At 68.0% G+C, this 15369-nt stretch carries 18 protein-coding genes; 2 read left to right on the forward strand and 16 right to left on the reverse strand.

Going from position 1 to position 15369, the window contains the following annotated elements; genetic code table 11:
* Positions 1 to 10 precede the first annotated feature (10 nt).
* A complete protein-coding gene (locus J7E25_RS04195; RefSeq protein ID WP_214868263.1) occupies positions 11 to 979 on the reverse strand; it encodes an aldo/keto reductase in 969 nt (322 codons plus the stop codon).
* A gap of 152 nt (positions 980 to 1131) precedes the next feature.
* Here J7E25_RS04195 and J7E25_RS04200 point away from each other — a divergent pair, with 152 nt between their 5' ends.
* The gene (locus J7E25_RS04200) at positions 1132 to 1623 is read left to right on the forward strand and encodes a methylated-DNA--[protein]-cysteine S-methyltransferase (protein WP_214868266.1); all 492 of its coding nucleotides are present in this window, start codon (positions 1132 to 1134) and stop codon (positions 1621 to 1623) included.
* A gap of 23 nt (positions 1624 to 1646) precedes the next feature.
* On the forward strand, positions 1647 to 2225 hold the full coding sequence (locus J7E25_RS04205; protein ID WP_214868337.1) for a DNA-3-methyladenine glycosylase I: 579 nt from the start codon (positions 1647 to 1649) through the stop codon (positions 2223 to 2225).
* Positions 2226 to 2287: 62 nt separating this feature from the next.
* On the opposite strand, the gene J7E25_RS04210 is transcribed toward J7E25_RS04205, so the two are convergent.
* The 15 genes from J7E25_RS04210 to J7E25_RS04280 form a co-directional block, all read right to left on the reverse strand.
* Positions 2288 to 3046: a YaaA family protein gene (locus J7E25_RS04210; RefSeq protein WP_214868268.1), complete on the reverse strand. Its 759-nt coding sequence runs from the start codon at positions 3044 to 3046 to the stop codon at positions 2288 to 2290.
* The gene (locus J7E25_RS04215; RefSeq protein WP_214868270.1) at positions 3046 to 3618 is read right to left on the reverse strand and encodes an ATP-binding protein; all 573 of its coding nucleotides are present in this window, start codon (positions 3616 to 3618) and stop codon (positions 3046 to 3048) included. The genes J7E25_RS04210 and J7E25_RS04215 overlap by 1 nt, the downstream gene beginning before the upstream one ends.
* Before the next feature lie 10 nt (positions 3619 to 3628).
* A complete protein-coding gene (locus J7E25_RS04220) occupies positions 3629 to 3889 on the reverse strand; it encodes a F0F1 ATP synthase subunit epsilon (RefSeq protein WP_214868272.1) in 261 nt (86 codons plus the stop codon).
* 2 nt (positions 3890 to 3891) lie between these two features.
* Positions 3892 to 5355 carry a F0F1 ATP synthase subunit beta gene (gene atpD, locus J7E25_RS04225; protein ID WP_214868274.1) on the reverse strand — a complete coding sequence of 488 codons (1464 nt, stop codon included), beginning with the start codon at positions 5353 to 5355 and terminating at the stop codon, positions 3892 to 3894.
* 22 nt (positions 5356 to 5377) lie between these two features.
* Complete coding sequence (locus J7E25_RS04230; RefSeq protein WP_214868276.1) at positions 5378 to 6280, reverse strand: F0F1 ATP synthase subunit gamma; 903 nt, start codon at positions 6278 to 6280, stop codon at positions 5378 to 5380.
* A 92-nt stretch (positions 6281 to 6372) separates the two neighbouring features.
* Positions 6373 to 8010, reverse strand: a complete 1638-nt coding sequence (atpA, locus tag J7E25_RS04235) for a F0F1 ATP synthase subunit alpha (protein WP_214868278.1) — start codon at positions 8008 to 8010, stop codon at positions 6373 to 6375.
* A gap of 74 nt (positions 8011 to 8084) precedes the next feature.
* Positions 8085 to 8879, reverse strand: coding sequence for a F0F1 ATP synthase subunit delta (locus J7E25_RS04240; RefSeq protein WP_214868280.1), 795 nt, complete (start codon positions 8877 to 8879; stop codon positions 8085 to 8087).
* A 3-nt stretch (positions 8880 to 8882) separates the two neighbouring features.
* Positions 8883 to 9452 (reverse strand): F0F1 ATP synthase subunit B, encoded by a 570-nt coding sequence (locus J7E25_RS04245; protein WP_214868282.1) that lies wholly within the window; start codon positions 9450 to 9452, stop codon positions 8883 to 8885.
* 31 nt (positions 9453 to 9483) lie between these two features.
* Entirely contained in the window at positions 9484 to 9720 is a 237-nt protein-coding gene (gene atpE / locus J7E25_RS04250) for an ATP synthase F0 subunit C (RefSeq protein WP_090711036.1), read from the reverse strand.
* Positions 9721 to 9765: 45 nt separating this feature from the next.
* A complete protein-coding gene (atpB, locus tag J7E25_RS04255; protein ID WP_251038794.1) occupies positions 9766 to 10545 on the reverse strand; it encodes a F0F1 ATP synthase subunit A in 780 nt (259 codons plus the stop codon).
* 184 nt (positions 10546 to 10729) lie between these two features.
* Positions 10730 to 11212, reverse strand: coding sequence for a hypothetical protein (locus tag J7E25_RS04260; protein WP_214868286.1), 483 nt, complete (start codon positions 11210 to 11212; stop codon positions 10730 to 10732).
* A complete protein-coding gene (locus J7E25_RS04265) occupies positions 11190 to 12641 on the reverse strand; it encodes an MraY family glycosyltransferase (RefSeq protein WP_214868288.1) in 1452 nt (483 codons plus the stop codon). Before J7E25_RS04265 ends, J7E25_RS04260 begins: the two co-directional genes overlap by 23 nt.
* Positions 12638 to 13447 (reverse strand): L-threonylcarbamoyladenylate synthase, encoded by an 810-nt coding sequence (locus tag J7E25_RS04270; RefSeq protein ID WP_214868290.1) that lies wholly within the window; start codon positions 13445 to 13447, stop codon positions 12638 to 12640. Before J7E25_RS04270 ends, J7E25_RS04265 begins: the two co-directional genes overlap by 4 nt.
* A 109-nt stretch (positions 13448 to 13556) precedes the next feature.
* On the reverse strand, positions 13557 to 14345 hold the full coding sequence (locus J7E25_RS04275; protein ID WP_214868338.1) for an ABC transporter permease: 789 nt from the start codon (positions 14343 to 14345) through the stop codon (positions 13557 to 13559).
* 5 nt (positions 14346 to 14350) lie between these two features.
* Positions 14351 to 15283: an ATP-binding cassette domain-containing protein gene (locus J7E25_RS04280; RefSeq protein WP_214868292.1), complete on the reverse strand. Its 933-nt coding sequence runs from the start codon at positions 15281 to 15283 to the stop codon at positions 14351 to 14353.
* Positions 15284 to 15369 lie beyond the last annotated feature (86 nt).

Below are 15369 nucleotides of genomic sequence, written 5' to 3' on the forward strand. Positions count from 1 at the left end.
CGAGGAAGAGTCAGCGAACCGCGAAGAGCTCCGACACGTCGGCGACGTCGCGTGCACTCGGCTGCCATGCCCCGCCGGCCGCGGCGTTCTGCCGCACCTGCTCGGCTGAGGTCGCGCCGGCGATCACGCTCGAGAGTGCAGGCTGTGCGAGCAGCCAGCCGAAGGTCGCCTCGAGCATGGTGATGCCGCGCTCGTCGGCGAAGGCGCGATACCGGTCGAGCACGTCCCACGGCGCCTGCTCGACGAGGTGCGGCCGCTGGCGCATGATGCGCGTGTCGGCCGGGAGGTCGTCTCGGCGGAACTTGCCGGTGAGCAGCCCGTTCTGCAGCGGGAAGTACGGGAGGAACCCGACGCCGAGCCGTTCGGCGGCCGGCAGGATCTCGGCCTCCGCGCCTCGGACGAAGAGGTTGTACTCGTTCTGCGCCGAGATGAAGCGCGCCGTGCCGAGTTCGCGCGCGACGAACTCGGCTTCCGCGAGCTGCCAGCCGGCGAAGTTCGAATGCCCGATGTAACGCACCTTGCCTTCGCGTACCAAGTCGTCGAGGGCTTTGAGCGTCTCCTCGACCGGCGTCAGCGGGTCGGGGGTGTGCAATTGGTAGAGGTCGATCCAGTCCGTGCCGAGTCGGCGCAGCGATCCCTCGATCGCGAGGCGCACGTACCGACGGGAACCACGCGCGCCCCACGACGGCAGCGGCGACCCGATCGAGGAGTGCCCGAACTTGGTGGCGATCACGACCTCGTCGCGGCGTCCGCGCAGGGCTCTGCCGAGGAGCGTCTCGCTGAGACCGTACTCCTTGCCGTAGACATCGGCGGTGTCGATGAAGTTCACGCCGGCGTCGAGCGCAGCGTGCACGACGGCGTCGGTGCCGCTCTGCGATTCGGTCGCCGTGCCGGCGCGCCCGAAATTGTTGCCGCCCAGCCCCACGGCCGAGACGCGGAGGCCTGAGCGGCCGAGGGAACGGTAGGCGAGGTCGGTCATCCCTCCAGACTAGGCCGCGAGAGCCGCGCGTTCTCGCCCGGGAATGCGTGTGCTGGCACTCCACTCGTCCTCCCCAACCGGGCCTTCGCGGCCGCTCACGCGATGTCTGATTTCCGCGAGCCGGTGACGGATGCCGCGGCTACGCTCGAATCATGACCAACGTGTTCCTCATCCGCCTCGACAGCCCGATCGGCCGCATCGAGCTGGTCGCCGACGCCGACGCCGTGATCGGGCTCTCGATCGCGCGCGGCGGCGTGCTCCCCCACGACGACGAGCCCGAACGCTCCAATTCCGTGCTCGAGTCCGCCCGTTCCCAGCTGCTGGAGTACTTCGCAGGCCAGCGCACCGACTTCGACATCCCGGTCCGCCTCACCGGCACACCGTTCCAGGAGGCCGTCTGGGCCGAACTCGAGCGACTCGGCTGGGGCGAGGCGATCTCCTACGGCGCGCTCGCGGCCGCTGTCGGCAAGCCGGGTTCCGCGCGCGCAATCGGAGGCGCGGTCGGGGCGAACCCCGTGCCGATCATCGTCGGGTGCCACCGCGTGCTCGCCTCTGACGGCCGCATCACCGGCTACTCGGGCGGCGACGGCATCCCCACCAAACTGTGGCTGCTCGGCCACGAGCAAATCGGCTTCGCGGCGTGAGCGTCATTCCACGCCCCGAACTCATGCTCGGCGACGACGGCCTCACCCGATGTGGCTGGGGTGCGTTCGACTCCGAGTACCGCAGGTACCACGACGAGGAGTGGGGCGCTCCGCAGCACGACGAGGCGCGGCTCTTCGAGAAGGTGTGTCTCGAGGGCTTCCAAGCCGGTCTCTCCTGGATCACGATCCTTCGCCGGCGCCCGGCATTCCGCGAGGTGTTCCACGGCTTCGATGTCGAACGGGTCGCGGCGATGGATGAGTCCGACGTCGAGCGGCTGCTCGGCGACGCCCGCATCATCCGCCACCGCGGCAAGATCGAGGCGACGATCCAGAACGCGCGAGCCACGCTCGCCCTCGACAAGCCGCTCGACGAGTTGCTCTGGAGTTTCGCGCCGCCGCCACGCGCCGCGCCGCCCACGACGTTTGCGGAGGTTCCCGCAACCACACCCGAGTCCGTGGCGCTCAGCAAAGAGCTCCGCAAGCGCGGCTATCGATTCGTGGGGCCCACCACCATGTATGCACTCATGCAGGCCACCGGAATCGTCGACGACCACCTCGGCGGGTGCTTCCGTGCGTCAGTGCCGTTCGAAGTCGCGCGCTGAGCCGCGCTGAGCCGCGCTGAGCGGAGCCTGCCCGTGATCTCCTCGACTCGCGTGGGCACTGGTCAGGCGACGAGCTCGAGCTCGAGCGGCGCACCGATCCGGTCCGACCCGAGTTCGAGGCGGAACCCCGCGCCACTGGCCCACTCGAGCAATCCGTGGATCGAGCGGAGCCGGGGTCGGTGCTCGAGGTACGCCCTCGCGAAGCGGCCCTTGGCGTTCTTGTTGAAGTGGTTGAGGGCGCGGCGCCGGCCACCGTCATCGACCGAGATGACGCGCACATACACGCTTCCGGGGCGCACAGGGGCGGGCCCGAGCTCGGTGTACCCCTCCGAACGGAGGTCGACGATGAGTCCCTGCCGTGCGGCCAGCACCTCGCCGACGCGCTCTCGCCACACCTGCTTCAACCGGAGGCCTGGCAACCGCGAATCGTGCGAGAGCCGATACGCCGGAACCAGGTCGAGGGCCCCAACGAGGCCGAACATCGCCGAGTGCACGGCGAGATGCGACGCGGCGAACCTGCGCGCCCGGGCATCGAGGGTCGCAGCATCGAGCGCGTCGAAGAGCACCCCGGTGTAGCGGTCGATCGCCGGCATCGTCGGCGCCGATCGCAACACCCGGTTCCGGTCGACCTCCGCCGCCTGCCGTGGTCCGAGCTTGAGCGCGCGCATCGTCGCGTCGACGTCGGTCGCAAGTGCGACGGCGGCGTCGACGACCTCGGAACGCGCTGGTTCGAGCTCCGCGAATGAGAGCGCCGCGAGGTCGAGGCGCGAAGCGGTGCCACCGTCGCGCTTCGACTCCGACGGGGGCAGGATCAGGAGCACTACGCCCCGATGAAGGCGAGCGCGGCGTCGACGTTCGATCCGAGCGATTCGATGCTGTCGATCGTGACTCGCGGCAACGCGGAAGACGGACCGGTCCACGCCGCGTAACCCTCGAGGCTCTGCTCGACAGCGCGCCACGTCGTCTCTTCGAGGTGCGGCAGACCTCGCTCGCGCTTCTCGAGACGCGCGCGATGCAGCGACTCGTCGGAACAGACCACTTCGATGACCCGCAGCCGCACGTCGGCACGTTCGGCGAGATCGCGCCACTGCAGGCGCGCCGCCTCAGCGGCGTTCACCGCGTCGACGATCACCGTGCGCCCCGAGTCGAGCTCCTTCTCGGCGATCTCCTCGGCCACGAGGTAGGCCGCGAGCCCGGTCGGCTGGTCGGCGTCGATCCCCGCTCGGAGGATTGCCGACTCGATGGGGTCGACGGACACGACCGTGGCGCCGAGGCGGGCTCCGACGATCTCAGCGATCGTCGATTTCCCGGCGCCCGGCAACCCCGCCATGACGATGAGCTGGGTGACACTCAGGTCACCGAACTGGCGGTCGATCGGCTGCTCCCCCGGCATCCGTCACCTCTCAGGCGAGCTCGGCGCGCGAAGCGACCACTTGGACGGCATCCGAGTGCACCGAGAGGAAGCCGTCTTCGGCGTTCGCGGTGATCTTCTCGCCTCCGGCCAGCGTGACCCGCACCTCGCCGCCGGCGAGGATCGCGAGCATCGGCTCGTGACCCGGCAGAATGCCGATCTCGCCTTCGACGGTGCGCGCGACCACCATGACCGCCTCGCCCGACCAGACTTCCTGGTCGGCCGAGACGACACTCACGTTGAGGGCGGCCATGCTCAGCCGTTCTCCTTCTGGATCGTCGCCCACTTCTCTTCAACGTCGGAGATCGATCCGACGTTGAAGAAGGCCTGCTCGGCGACGTGGTCGTACTCACCCTTGGCGATCGCGTCGAACGACTCGATCGTGTCGTTCAGCGGCACGGTCGAACCCTCGACACCCGTGAACTTCTTCGCCATGTAGGTGTTCTGCGACAGGAACTGCTGGATGCGGCGCGCACGCGACACCGTGATCTTGTCTTCCTCGGAGAGCTCGTCGACACCGAGGATGGCGATGATCTCCTGCAGTTCCTTGTTCTTCTGGAGGATCTGCTTGACCGTCGTCGCAACGCGATAGTGGTCCTCACCCAAGTAGCGGGGGTCGAGGATTCGCGACGTGGAGGTCAGCGGGTCGACGGCCGGGTAGAGGCCCTTCGACGCGATCTCACGGGAGAGCTCGGTCGTGGCGTCGAGGTGGGCGAACGTGGTCGCCGGTGCCGGGTCGGTGTAGTCGTCGGCGGGCACGTAGATCGCCTGCAGCGAGGTGATCGAGTGACCGCGCGTCGAGGTGATGCGCTCCTGGAGCACACCCATCTCGTCGGCGAGGTTCGGCTGGTAGCCCACCGCGGAGGGCATGCGGCCGAGGAGCGTCGACACCTCGGAGCCCGCCTGCGTGAAGCGGAAGATGTTGTCGATGAAGAGCAGCACGTCTTGCTTCTGCACGTCGCGGAAGTACTCCGCCATCGTGAGCGCGGAGAGCGCGACCCGAAGACGCGTTCCCGGCGGCTCGTCCATCTGGCCGAAGACGAGGGCGGTCTTGTCGAAGACGCCCGCCTCCTCCATCTCGTGGATGAGGTCGTTGCCCTCACGGGTGCGCTCGCCGACTCCGGCGAACACCGACACACCGCCGTGATCCTGCGCGACACGCTGGATCATCTCTTGGATGAGCACCGTCTTGCCGACACCAGCGCCGCCGAAGAGGCCGATCTTGCCACCCTGCACGTAGGGCGTGAGCAGGTCGATGACCTTGATGCCGGTCTCGAAGAGCTGGGTCTTCGACTCGAGCTGGTCGAAGCGCGGGGGCTTGCGGTGGATCGGCCAGCGCTCGGTGATCTCGATGGTCTCGCCGGGCTCGGCGTTGAGCACCTCGCCGATGACGTTGAAGACCTTGCCCTTGGTGACATCGCCGACGGGCACGGAGATGGCTTCGCCGGTGTCGGTGACCTCCTGGCCGCGGACGAGACCGTCGGTCGGCTTCAGCGCGATGGCGCGCACGAGGTCGTCACCGAGGTGCTGCGCGACCTCGAGCGTGATCTCGTTGCTCTGGTCGCCGATCGTGATCGTCGTCTTCAGCGCGTTGTAGATCGCGGGGATCGAGTCGTGCGGGAACTCGATGTCGACGACGGGGCCCGTGACCCGGGCGACGCGGCCGACGGCGCCGGCCACGGGCGTTGCCGCGGCCGGGGCGGTAGCGGTGTCAGTCATGTGTTCTCTCTCTTCTGAATGGCTACTTGGCGGACGACAGTGCGTCGGCGCCGCCCACGATCTCGGAAATCTGCTGGGTGATCTCGGACTGGCGCGCGTTGTTGGCAAGGCGCGTGTAGTCGGTGATGAGCTTGTCGGCATTGTCGCTGGCCGACTTCATGGCCTTCTGCGTCGCGGCGTGCTTCGCCGCTGACGACTGCAGCATGGCGTTGTAGATGCGGCTCTCGATGTAGACCGGGAGCAGTCCGTCGAGGACGGTCTCTGCATCGGGCTCGAACTCGTAGAGCGGGAACACCTCGTGCTTGTCACTCGGCGCTTCGTCGCTCTCGACGACCTCGAGCGGGAGCAGTCGCGTGACGACCGGTACCTGCGTCATTCGGCTCACCATGCGGTTGTAGACGATGTGGATCTCGTCGACGCCGCCGTCGGCTGCGTCGCGAAGGAACGCCTCGAGCACCGCGTCGCTGATCTCCTTGGCCGTCTCGAAGACGGGGCTGTCGGTGCCGCCGATCCAGCTGCGCTCGTAGTCACGACGACGGAACGAGAAGTACCCGACCGACTTGCGCCCGACCAGGAAGTAGTCGACCGACTTGCCCTGGCTCTTCAGCAGCTCGGTGAGCTCCTCGGCTTCGCGAAGCACCTGCGAGTTGAACGCGCCGGCGAGGCCGCGGTCGGAGGTGAAGATCACGATCGCCGCGCGGTCGACGCGCTCGGGCTCGGTGGTGAGCACGTGGGCGACGTTCGAGTAGCTCGCGACGGCCGAGACGGCGCGAGTGATCGCGTTGGAGTACGGCGTCGATGCGGCGACCCGCGCCTGTGCCCTCTGGATCCGCGACGCGGAGATCAGCTCCATGGCTCGGGTGATCTTCTTGGTCGTCTGGGCAGTCTTGATCTTCTGCCGGTAGACCCGAAGTTGCGCTCCCATGTTTCTCCTGTGTCCTGTGTTCCGGTGCCTGAGGTTCTCGAGTCGCCCCGCAGGGGTTCGATCCCGAGAACCCCAGGGAACGAGGCATCCGACTAGCGGCGGCCCTTCACGATCTTCTCCTGGACGACCTCTTCTTCAGCGATCGCTTCGAACTGCTCCGACCCGACGGAGGCGAGCGGCTTGCCCTCACCCGTCTGGAACTCGAGCTTGAACTTGTCGATCTCCGTCTCGAGCGTCGCAGCGGTCTCATCGCTCAGCACGTTGGTGTCGCGCAGCGTCGAGAGCACCTCGGTGTTGCGGCCGAGGTAGTCGAGCAGCTCGCGCTCGAAGCGGAGGATGTCTTCGACCGGCACCTCGTCGAGCTTGCCGTTCGTGCCGGCCCAGATCGAGACGACCTGCTCCTCGACGGGGTACGGCGAGTACTGCGGCTGCTTGAGCAGCTCGGTGAGGCGCGCGCCACGGGCGAGCTGACGACGGCTCGCTGCGTCGAGGTCGCTCGCGAACATCGCGAACGCCTCGAGCGAGCGGTACTGCGCGAGCTCGATCTTCAGCGTGCCCGAGACCTTCTTGATCGACTTGACCTGCGCGTCGCCGCCGACTCGCGACACCGAGATGCCGACGTCGACCGCGGGGCGCTGGTTCGAGTTGAAGAGGTCGGACTGGAGGAAGATCTGGCCGTCGGTGATCGAGATCACGTTGGTCGGGATGTACGCCGACACGTCGTTCGCCTTGGTCTCGATGATCGGCAGGCCGGTCATCGAGCCGGCACCGAGCTCGTCGGAGAGCTTCGCGCAACGCTCGAGCAGGCGCGAGTGCAGGTAGAACACGTCGCCCGGGTAGGCTTCGCGTCCGGGCGGGCGACGCAGGAGGAGCGACACGGCTCGGTAGGCCTCGGCCTGCTTCGACAGGTCGTCGAAGATGATGAGCACGTGCTTCGAGTCGTACATCCAGTGCTGGCCGATGGCCGAGCCCGTGTACGGCGCGAGGTACTTGAAGCCCGCCGGGTCGGAAGCGGGAGCCGCGACGATGGTCGTGTACTCCATTGCGCCGGCGTCTTCGAGCGCGCCCTTCACGCCCGCGATCGTCGAGCCCTTCTGACCGATCGCGACGTAGATGCAGCGCACCTGCTTCGACGGGTCGCCGGACTGCCAGTTCGCCTTCTGGTTGATGATCGTGTCGATCGCGATGGCCGTCTTGCCGGTCTGTCGGTCGCCGATGATGAGCTGGCGCTGGCCGCGGCCGACGGGGATCATCGCGTCGATCGCCTTGATGCCGGTCTGCAGCGGTTCGTGCACCGACTTGCGCTGCATGACGCCCGCAGCCTGGAGCTCGAGCGCACGGCGGCCGTCGGTCGCGATGTCGCCGAGTCCGTCGATCGGGTTGCCGAGCGGGTCGACGACGCGGCCGAGGTAGCCCTCACCGACGGGAACCGAGAGGACCTCGCCCGTGCGGGTCACCTCCATGCCCTCTTCGATGCCGGTGAACTCGCCGAGCACGACGACGCCGATCTCGTCTTCGTCGAGGTTCAGCGCGAGGCCGAGCGTGCCGTCGGCGAAGCGCACGAGCTCGTTCGCCATGACCGAGGGCAGGCCCTCGACGTGCGCGATGCCGTCGCCGGCGTCGGTGACGTGTCCGACCTCGGTCTTCTTCGCCTGGCCCGGCTCGTACGACGAGACGAACTCCGAGAGAGCCGAACGGATCTCGTCGGGGCTGATGGTGAGTTCTGCCATTGTCTTTCCCTTTTCTGTACCGGTTGTACAGCTACTGGTCTGTCACGGCGCGGACGCCGGTCGTTTCTCCGGCGTCAGCCGGCAAGCTTCTGCCTCAGCGAGCTGAGGCGCGCGGCGACGCTGCCGTCGATGACATCATCGCCGATCTGCACGCGAACCCCGCCGACGACGGCCGGGTCGACGATGGTGTCGAACCGCACGCGGCGGCCGGAGCGGGCCGCGAGGCCCTGCTCGAGTCGCGAGAGCTGCGCGGGCGTGAGCGGCACGGCGGTCGTGACGGTCGCGATGTCGAATCCGCGCTGGTCGGCGACGATGGATGCCGCGTGCCGCAGCAATTCGCCGATGCGCCGGCCGCGAGGCTGCTGCACCAGGTGGCGCGCGATCACGACGGTCTGCGGAGTCGCCTTGCCGGCGAGCAGCCGGTCGACGATCTTCGTCTTCTCGTCGAGCGGGCTCAGCTTGCTGCCGAGTGCGAGCTCGAGCTCGTCGTCGGAGGTGACCGCCCGTTCGAACGTGAAGAGCTCGGCGGCGAGGTCGACGTCGTCGGGAGCGGAATCCGCTGCGACGCGGATGCCGAGCTCTTCGATGCCGGCCAGGAAGTCGTCGCCCGACGACCACGGGCGAGCCGCGGCGCTCAGCAGGAGCGAGACCGCGCCGGCGGAGAGGCGGGAACCGAAGACGGCCTCGACGAGCGCGCGCCGCTGTGCGGCATCCGCTTCGATGTCGGTGAGCGCCGAACGCAATTGCGACGACGACCCGATCACTCGACCCGCGGAGAGCAGGTCTTCTGCGACCGACAGGTCGGCCCGGCCGAGCTCGGCGAGTGCGGCTCGCGAACCGGCCAAAGCACCTCTGGTAGCGCTCCCCATGGGTTAGCTCTTCCCCCCGGCGGCGGCCTGCTCGGATGCCTCGAGTTCGGCGAGGAAGCGGTCGACGACGCTCTGCGCCTTCGCGTCGTCGGCGAGGCTCTCACCGATGACGCCCGACGCGAGGTCGATCGCAAGCGTGCCGACGTCGGAGCGAAGCGACACGAGCGCCGCCTGGCGCTCCGCCTCGATCTGCGCCTGCGCGCTTGCGGCGATGCGCGCGGCTTCGCTAACGGCCTGCTCACGCGCTTCGGCGACGATCGTCTTGCTGTCGTCGCGGGCGGACTCGCGGATGCGGCCCGCCTCGATGCGCGCGTCGGCGAGCTGGGCGGTGTACTGCTCGAGCGCCGCCTCGGCCTTGCGCTGCGCCTCGTCGGCCTTCGCGATGTTGCCCTCGATCGCCTCGCCGCGCTCATCGAGCAGCTTCTGCACGCGCGGCAGCACGTACTTCCAGAAGAAGGCGAGGATGATGACGAAGCAGACCGCCGACCAGAGGATGTCGTAGACCTCGGGAAGTACCGGGTTCGGGGTCGCCTCGTGGCCCTCCTCTGCAGCCCTGAGTACTGCGTGAAGCACGGTGGCCTCCTAAATCGCTGCGGAATGCGGACTAAGCGGTGAAGATGAAGTACGTGGCGATGCCGATGAAGGCGAGCGCCTCGGTGAAGGCGATGCCGATCCACATCAGGACCTGGAGACGGCCGGCCAGCTCGGGCTGACGGGCAACGCCCTCGATCGTCTTGCCGACGACGATGCCGACGCCGATTGCCGGGCCGATGGCCGCGAGGCCGTAACCGACCGTCGCGATGTTGCCGTTGATCTCAGCGAGAACGGTAGTTGCGTCCACGTTGGGTTTTCCTTTCCTAGGGATGTGCTGGGCGGGTGCCCGAGCTCAGTGCTCTTCCGCGACCGCGAGCTGGATGTAGACCGCGGTGAGGAGGGCGAAGACGTAGGCCTGCAGTACGGCGACGAGGATCTCGAAGAGCGTGAAGACGAACCCGAAGGCCAGGCTCCCGACACCGAGCGCAGCCCAGCCGCCGCCCGCCGTGAAGAAGAAGAACTGCGTCGCCGCGAAGAAGAGCACGAGCAGCAGGTGCCCGACGATCATGTTCATCATGAGTCGCAGGGTCAGCGTGATCGGCCGGATGATGAAGGTCGAGATGAACTCGATCGGCGTGACGATGATGTAGACCGGCCACGGCACGCCCGAGGGGAAGAGCGAGTTCTTGAAGAAGTTCTTGGGGTTCTTCCTGATGCCCGCGTAGATGAACGTGACGTACGCGACGATCGCGAGCACGAGCGGCACCCCGATGACCGACGTGCCGGCGATGTTCAGGAACGGGATGACACCCGTGAGGTTCATGAACAGCACCATGAAGAAGATCGTGGTGAGCAGCGGCAGGAACCGCCTGCCGTCTTTCTTGCCGAGGAGGTCGTCGGCGATGTTCACGCGAACGAGGTCGAGCCCCATCTCGACGAGGCTCTGGAACCGGCCGGGAACGACCTGCATGCGGCGGGTGCCGAGCCAGAACACGAGGATGAGCGCAGCGACGGCGACGAAGCGGACGAGGACGATGCGGTTGATCTCGAAGCCGGTGCCCTCGAAGAGCAGCGCGCCGGGGAAGAACTCGAGAATCGACGGCCCGTGAAACTCACCATCATCGGTAGACATCGGAACCAGAAGGTTCAGGGCGTTAGCTAGCAGCGCTATCTCCTGTTTCGGGGCGTGGAGCTCGGCTCTCGCGACGACGAACATCGGAACGGAATTCCGCACAGGCCGAAGCCGCGCAGAAACCGTGGGGGATCGTCAATACTCTAGCAATACTTCGCGCGGCGGACGAATCGCCCGGGGCCGCTCAGTCGTCTGCAGGAGGCTCCGGGAGCTGCACGTCGCTTGCATACGGGATGCGCGACTTCGCGACCACCAGCACGTCGACGACCAGGGAGGCGATGACCCCCGCGACGAGGCTGAGGAAGAGCACCGTTGGATTCAGCCATGCCGCGTCGCGCAGCACCACGACGAGCACGATGAACGCGATGAACTTCAGGAGCCAGCCGCCGAGCACGATGCCGAAGAACGCGCCGACGAACAGGTCGCTTCCGGCGAACCGGTTGGCGAGCAGGATGCTCGCGGCGGTGATGCCCATGAAGACCACCGCCATGAGGGTGCCGATGAGGCCGCTCACGAGGCCCGAGGTGCCGTCGAAGACGAACCCGAGCGAGGCGCTCACGACCGCGACCACGCCGGCGAGGACGCCGCCCCACGTGAGCGCCTTGCGGAGCACCGGGTTCGACGTGGGTGTGCGGTCGGCGGGTTCAGGACGCGGGTCGGTCATCATGCTCCAGTTCGGGGTCGCCGGATGCTGCCGGCCGGATGTGCGAGACAGCGGCGCCGGGCGTGTCGACGGATGCCGCGGGCGGCGCTCCCTCGAGTTCGTCGAGCGTCGGCGTCGACTCCTCGAGCTCATCGAGGGCCGTGGCCGGCTCGTGAGGTCCCTCGAGCTCGTCGAGCGACATGGCCGACTCGTCGAGCTCGTCGAGCTCGGCGAGCTCGTCGAGCGCCACGTCCGACCCCTCGAGCTCATCGAGCGCCGCGGCCTGCGCTTCGGGCGCTTGCGCCTCGGCGGCGACCGTGAGGCGCTTGCGACGGCCGAGCGGCGCGAGCGTGAAGGCCGCGCAGACGAGGAATCCGATGCTGAGGAGGAGGAACGCCCAGATCGACGAGATGCCGTAGTAGACCGGGAAGACGAAGCTCAGGAGGCATCCGATCGATGCGACGGCCGTCCAGGCGTAGAAGATGAGCACCGCGTGCAGGTGCGAGTGGCCCATGTCGAGGAGGCGGTGGTGCAGGTGCTTGCGATCCGCCGCGAACGGCGACTTGCCGGCCCTGAGGCGCCGGATCACCGCGAGTCCGAAGTCGAGGAGCGGGATGAGCAGCACCGCGAACGGCAGGATGATCGGGATGAACGCCGGGAACAGCTCTCCGCCGCCGATCGAGAACGGGTCGATCTGGCCCGTGACGGCGATCGCCGAGGTGGCCATCAGGAGGCCGATGAGCAGGGCGCCCGCGTCGCCCATGAAGAGCTTCGCCGGGTGCCAGTTGAGCGGCAGGAACCCGATGCAGGCCCCGACGAGCACGACCGCGAGCAGGGACGCGATGTTGAAGTAGTTCTGCGGCGACGTCTTCTGCACGAGGAGGTACGTGTAGAGGAAGAACGTGCCGCTCGCGATGAGCGCGACGCCGGCGACGAGCCCGTCGAGCCCGTCGATGAAGTTGATCGCGTTCATGACGAGCACGATCGCGAACACCGTGATCGCCGCACTCATCCACGAGGACCCCACCGTGATGCCGCCGATCGGGAGCGACACGATCGTGACGCCCTGCCACGCGATGAGGCCTGCGGCGATGAACTGGCCGGCGAGCTTCGTGGTCCAGTCGAGATCCCAGATGTCGTCGGCGACGCCGATGAGCACGATGAGCAGCGCTGCACCGAGGATCGCGAGCATCTGGCCCGGATTCTGGAACACGATCGAGAGGATCGAGAAACGTGAGGAGCCGAGCGTCGACATGAACGCGGCCGCGGCGATCGCGATCACGATGCCGACGAACATCGCGATGCCGCCGAGCCTCGGCGTGGGGCGGGTGTGCACGTCGCGATCGCGGATCTTCGGGTACAGCCGGTACTTCAGGCTGAGCTTCCAGACGAGGATCGACCCGCCGAAGGTCACGAGCGCGGCCACGAGGGCGAGCGCGAGGTAGAGGGTCATGAGGCGGCGGCATCCGCTCCATCGTCACCGGGTACGACGGCGTCGGCGGCTTCGACGGGGCCTGCCGAGTCGGGCGATCCGGATGCCGCATCATCGGCTCGCGGCCCGCCGGGGGCAGGGGCGAGCAGCTCTTCGCCGACCACCGCGGCGATCTGCTCGCGCGAGATCACGCCGGCACGCACGATGCGGAGGGTTCCGCCGTCTTCGGCGAGGCCGGTCGCGTCGATGATGGTCGACGAGGTGTCGCCCGGCCGTTCTCCGATCGCCTCATAGGCCTCACCCGCCGCTCCCCCGTCGAGGTAGACGGTGACCGAGTCGCCGAGCATCTCCGCGGCAGCCGCCGCCGTCGTGGCCGACGGCCTGCCCGACAGGTTGGCAGACGAGACGGCGAGCGGCCCGGTCTCGGAGAGGAGCTCGAGGGCGATCGGGTTCGCCGGCATGCGCAGCGCCACGGTGCCACGCGTCTCGCCGAGGTCCCACTGGAGCGACGGTTGCGCGTGCAGGATGACCGTGAGACCGCCGGGCCAGAACTCGGCCACCAGTTGGCGCACGGGGCCGGGCACCTCGCTCGCGAGCGCATCGAGCGTGGGGATGCCGGGAATCAGCACGGGCGGCGGCGACGTGCGGTCGCGGCCCTTCGCGTCGAGGAGCCTCGTGACCGCATCGGCATTGAAGGCATCGGCGGCGACGCCGTAGACGGTGTCGGTGGGGATCACGACGAGTTCGCCCCTCCCGATGGCGCCGCGCGCGAGTCGCATTCCGGCGAGCAGCTGGGAATCGACCGAACAGTCGTAGATGGCAGTCATGACCGCTCGATTCTAGACCAGCGCCCGGGGAGGCCGAGGGCAGCGGGTGAAAGCACGACGGATGCCGCGGCCCCTGCGCGCCGCGGCATCCGCCGATCTCATGCCGCCGTCAGCGGCGCCCGGCCTTGCGCCGGAACAACCACGCGCCCCACACGACCGACACGGCGATGATGCCGACGCACCACTCGACGGCCAGCCACGCCGAGTCGCCGATCGGGGCGTGCATGAGGAGCCCTCGGATCGTCTCGATCACGGGCGTGATCGGCTGGTTCTCTGCGACCCACTGCAGCCACTCCGGCATCGTGTCGACGGGCACGAACGCGCTCGAGAGGTACGGCAGGAACAACAGGATGAACCCGTAGCCGCTCGCCGCGTCGGGTGTCGAGGCGGCGAGGCCGATGGCCGCGAACAGGTACGTGATCGCGAGGATGTAGAGCCCCACGATCGCGAACACGCCGAGCCACTCGAGCGACGTTGCCACCGGACGGAATCCGACCAGCAGCGCGACCGCGATCACGACGCCCGTCGCGAAGAGGTTGCGTGCGAGGCTCGCGACCACGTGTCCGGTGAGCACGGCCCCGCTGCGCAGCGGCATCGTGCGGAAGCGGTCGATGATGCCCGTCGTCATGTCGCGTGAGACCGCGATCGCTGTGGACGACGCCCCGAACCCTGCGCAGAGCAGGATGATGCCGGGCACGACGTAGTCGACATAGCCGCCCGACGGGTCGATGGCGTTGCCGAAGATGAACGTGAACATCAGCATGAGCATCGTCGGCAGCACGACGGCCATGAGGAGCGCCTCGACGTCGCGCACCGAGTGGATGAAGCTGCGGTTGATGAAGGTCGCCTCCGCGGTGAAGGGGCTGAGGCGCGGACGGGTCTGCACGAGGGCGGTCATGGTCGTCACTTCGATTCGATGAGTTCGGGGCGGGCGAGCCGGTCGGCGGAGGGAGCGGCAGGCGATTGGCCGGCCGTGATCGCGAGGAACACGTCGTCGAGGCTCGGGCGACGGATCGCGACACTGACGCCCGGTGCGTCGGATGCCGCACGCCGGTCGAGCTCGTCGATCGCGGCGCGCAGCCCGTGCACGGTGCCGTCGGTGGGCAGTTCGGCGAGCAGTTCCCCGTCGGCGTCGCGGAGCTCCACGACATCGCCGCCGACCCGCGCCTTGAGCTCGTCGGCGGTGCCCTCTGCGGCGATGCGGCCGTGGTCGAGCACGGCGATGCCATCGGCGAGCCGATCGGCCTCCTCGAGGTACTGCGTCGTGAGGAAGACCGTCGTGCCGGCATCGGCGAGCGAGCGGATGACGCTCCAGAGCTCCTGGCGGCTGCGGGTGTCGAGCCCCGTGGTCGGTTCGTCGAGGAACACCACGGGCACGGCGAGGATCAGGCTGAGCGCGAGGTCGAGACGGCGGCGCATGCCGCCCGAGTACGTGCCGACGCGGCGGGATGCGGCATCCGTGAGCCCGAAGCGCTCGAGGAGCTCGGCCGCTCGAGTGCGCGCCCCGGTGCGGCCGAGGCCGGAGAGGCGGCCCATCATGACGAGGTTCTCGGTGCCGGTCAGCACCTCGTCGACGGCGGCGGACTGGCCGGTGAGGCTGATGCGCTGTTTGACCTCCTCTGGCTCCGCGGCGACGTCGTGGCCCGCGACGTGCGCAGTGCCCGCGTCGGCATGGACGAGGGTCGTGAGGATGTTGATGGTCGTCGTCTTGCCCGCGCCGTTCGGCCCGAGCAGGGCGAAGACGGTGCCGGCCGGCACGGTGAGGTCGAGGCCTGCAAGCACGTCGGTGCGCCCGAATCGCTTGCGGAGGCCTCGCGCGTCGATGGCGAGAGTCATGTCCCGGTCCTTTCGAGGTGAATCGTCTGCGTACGTCGCAAACTGTTTATGTGATGCACTGTTGTTTAAGTAATACACAGTTCTAG

Source organism: Agromyces sp. ISL-38 (assembly GCF_018613935.1).
GTDB lineage: Bacteria > Actinomycetota > Actinomycetes > Actinomycetales > Microbacteriaceae > Agromyces.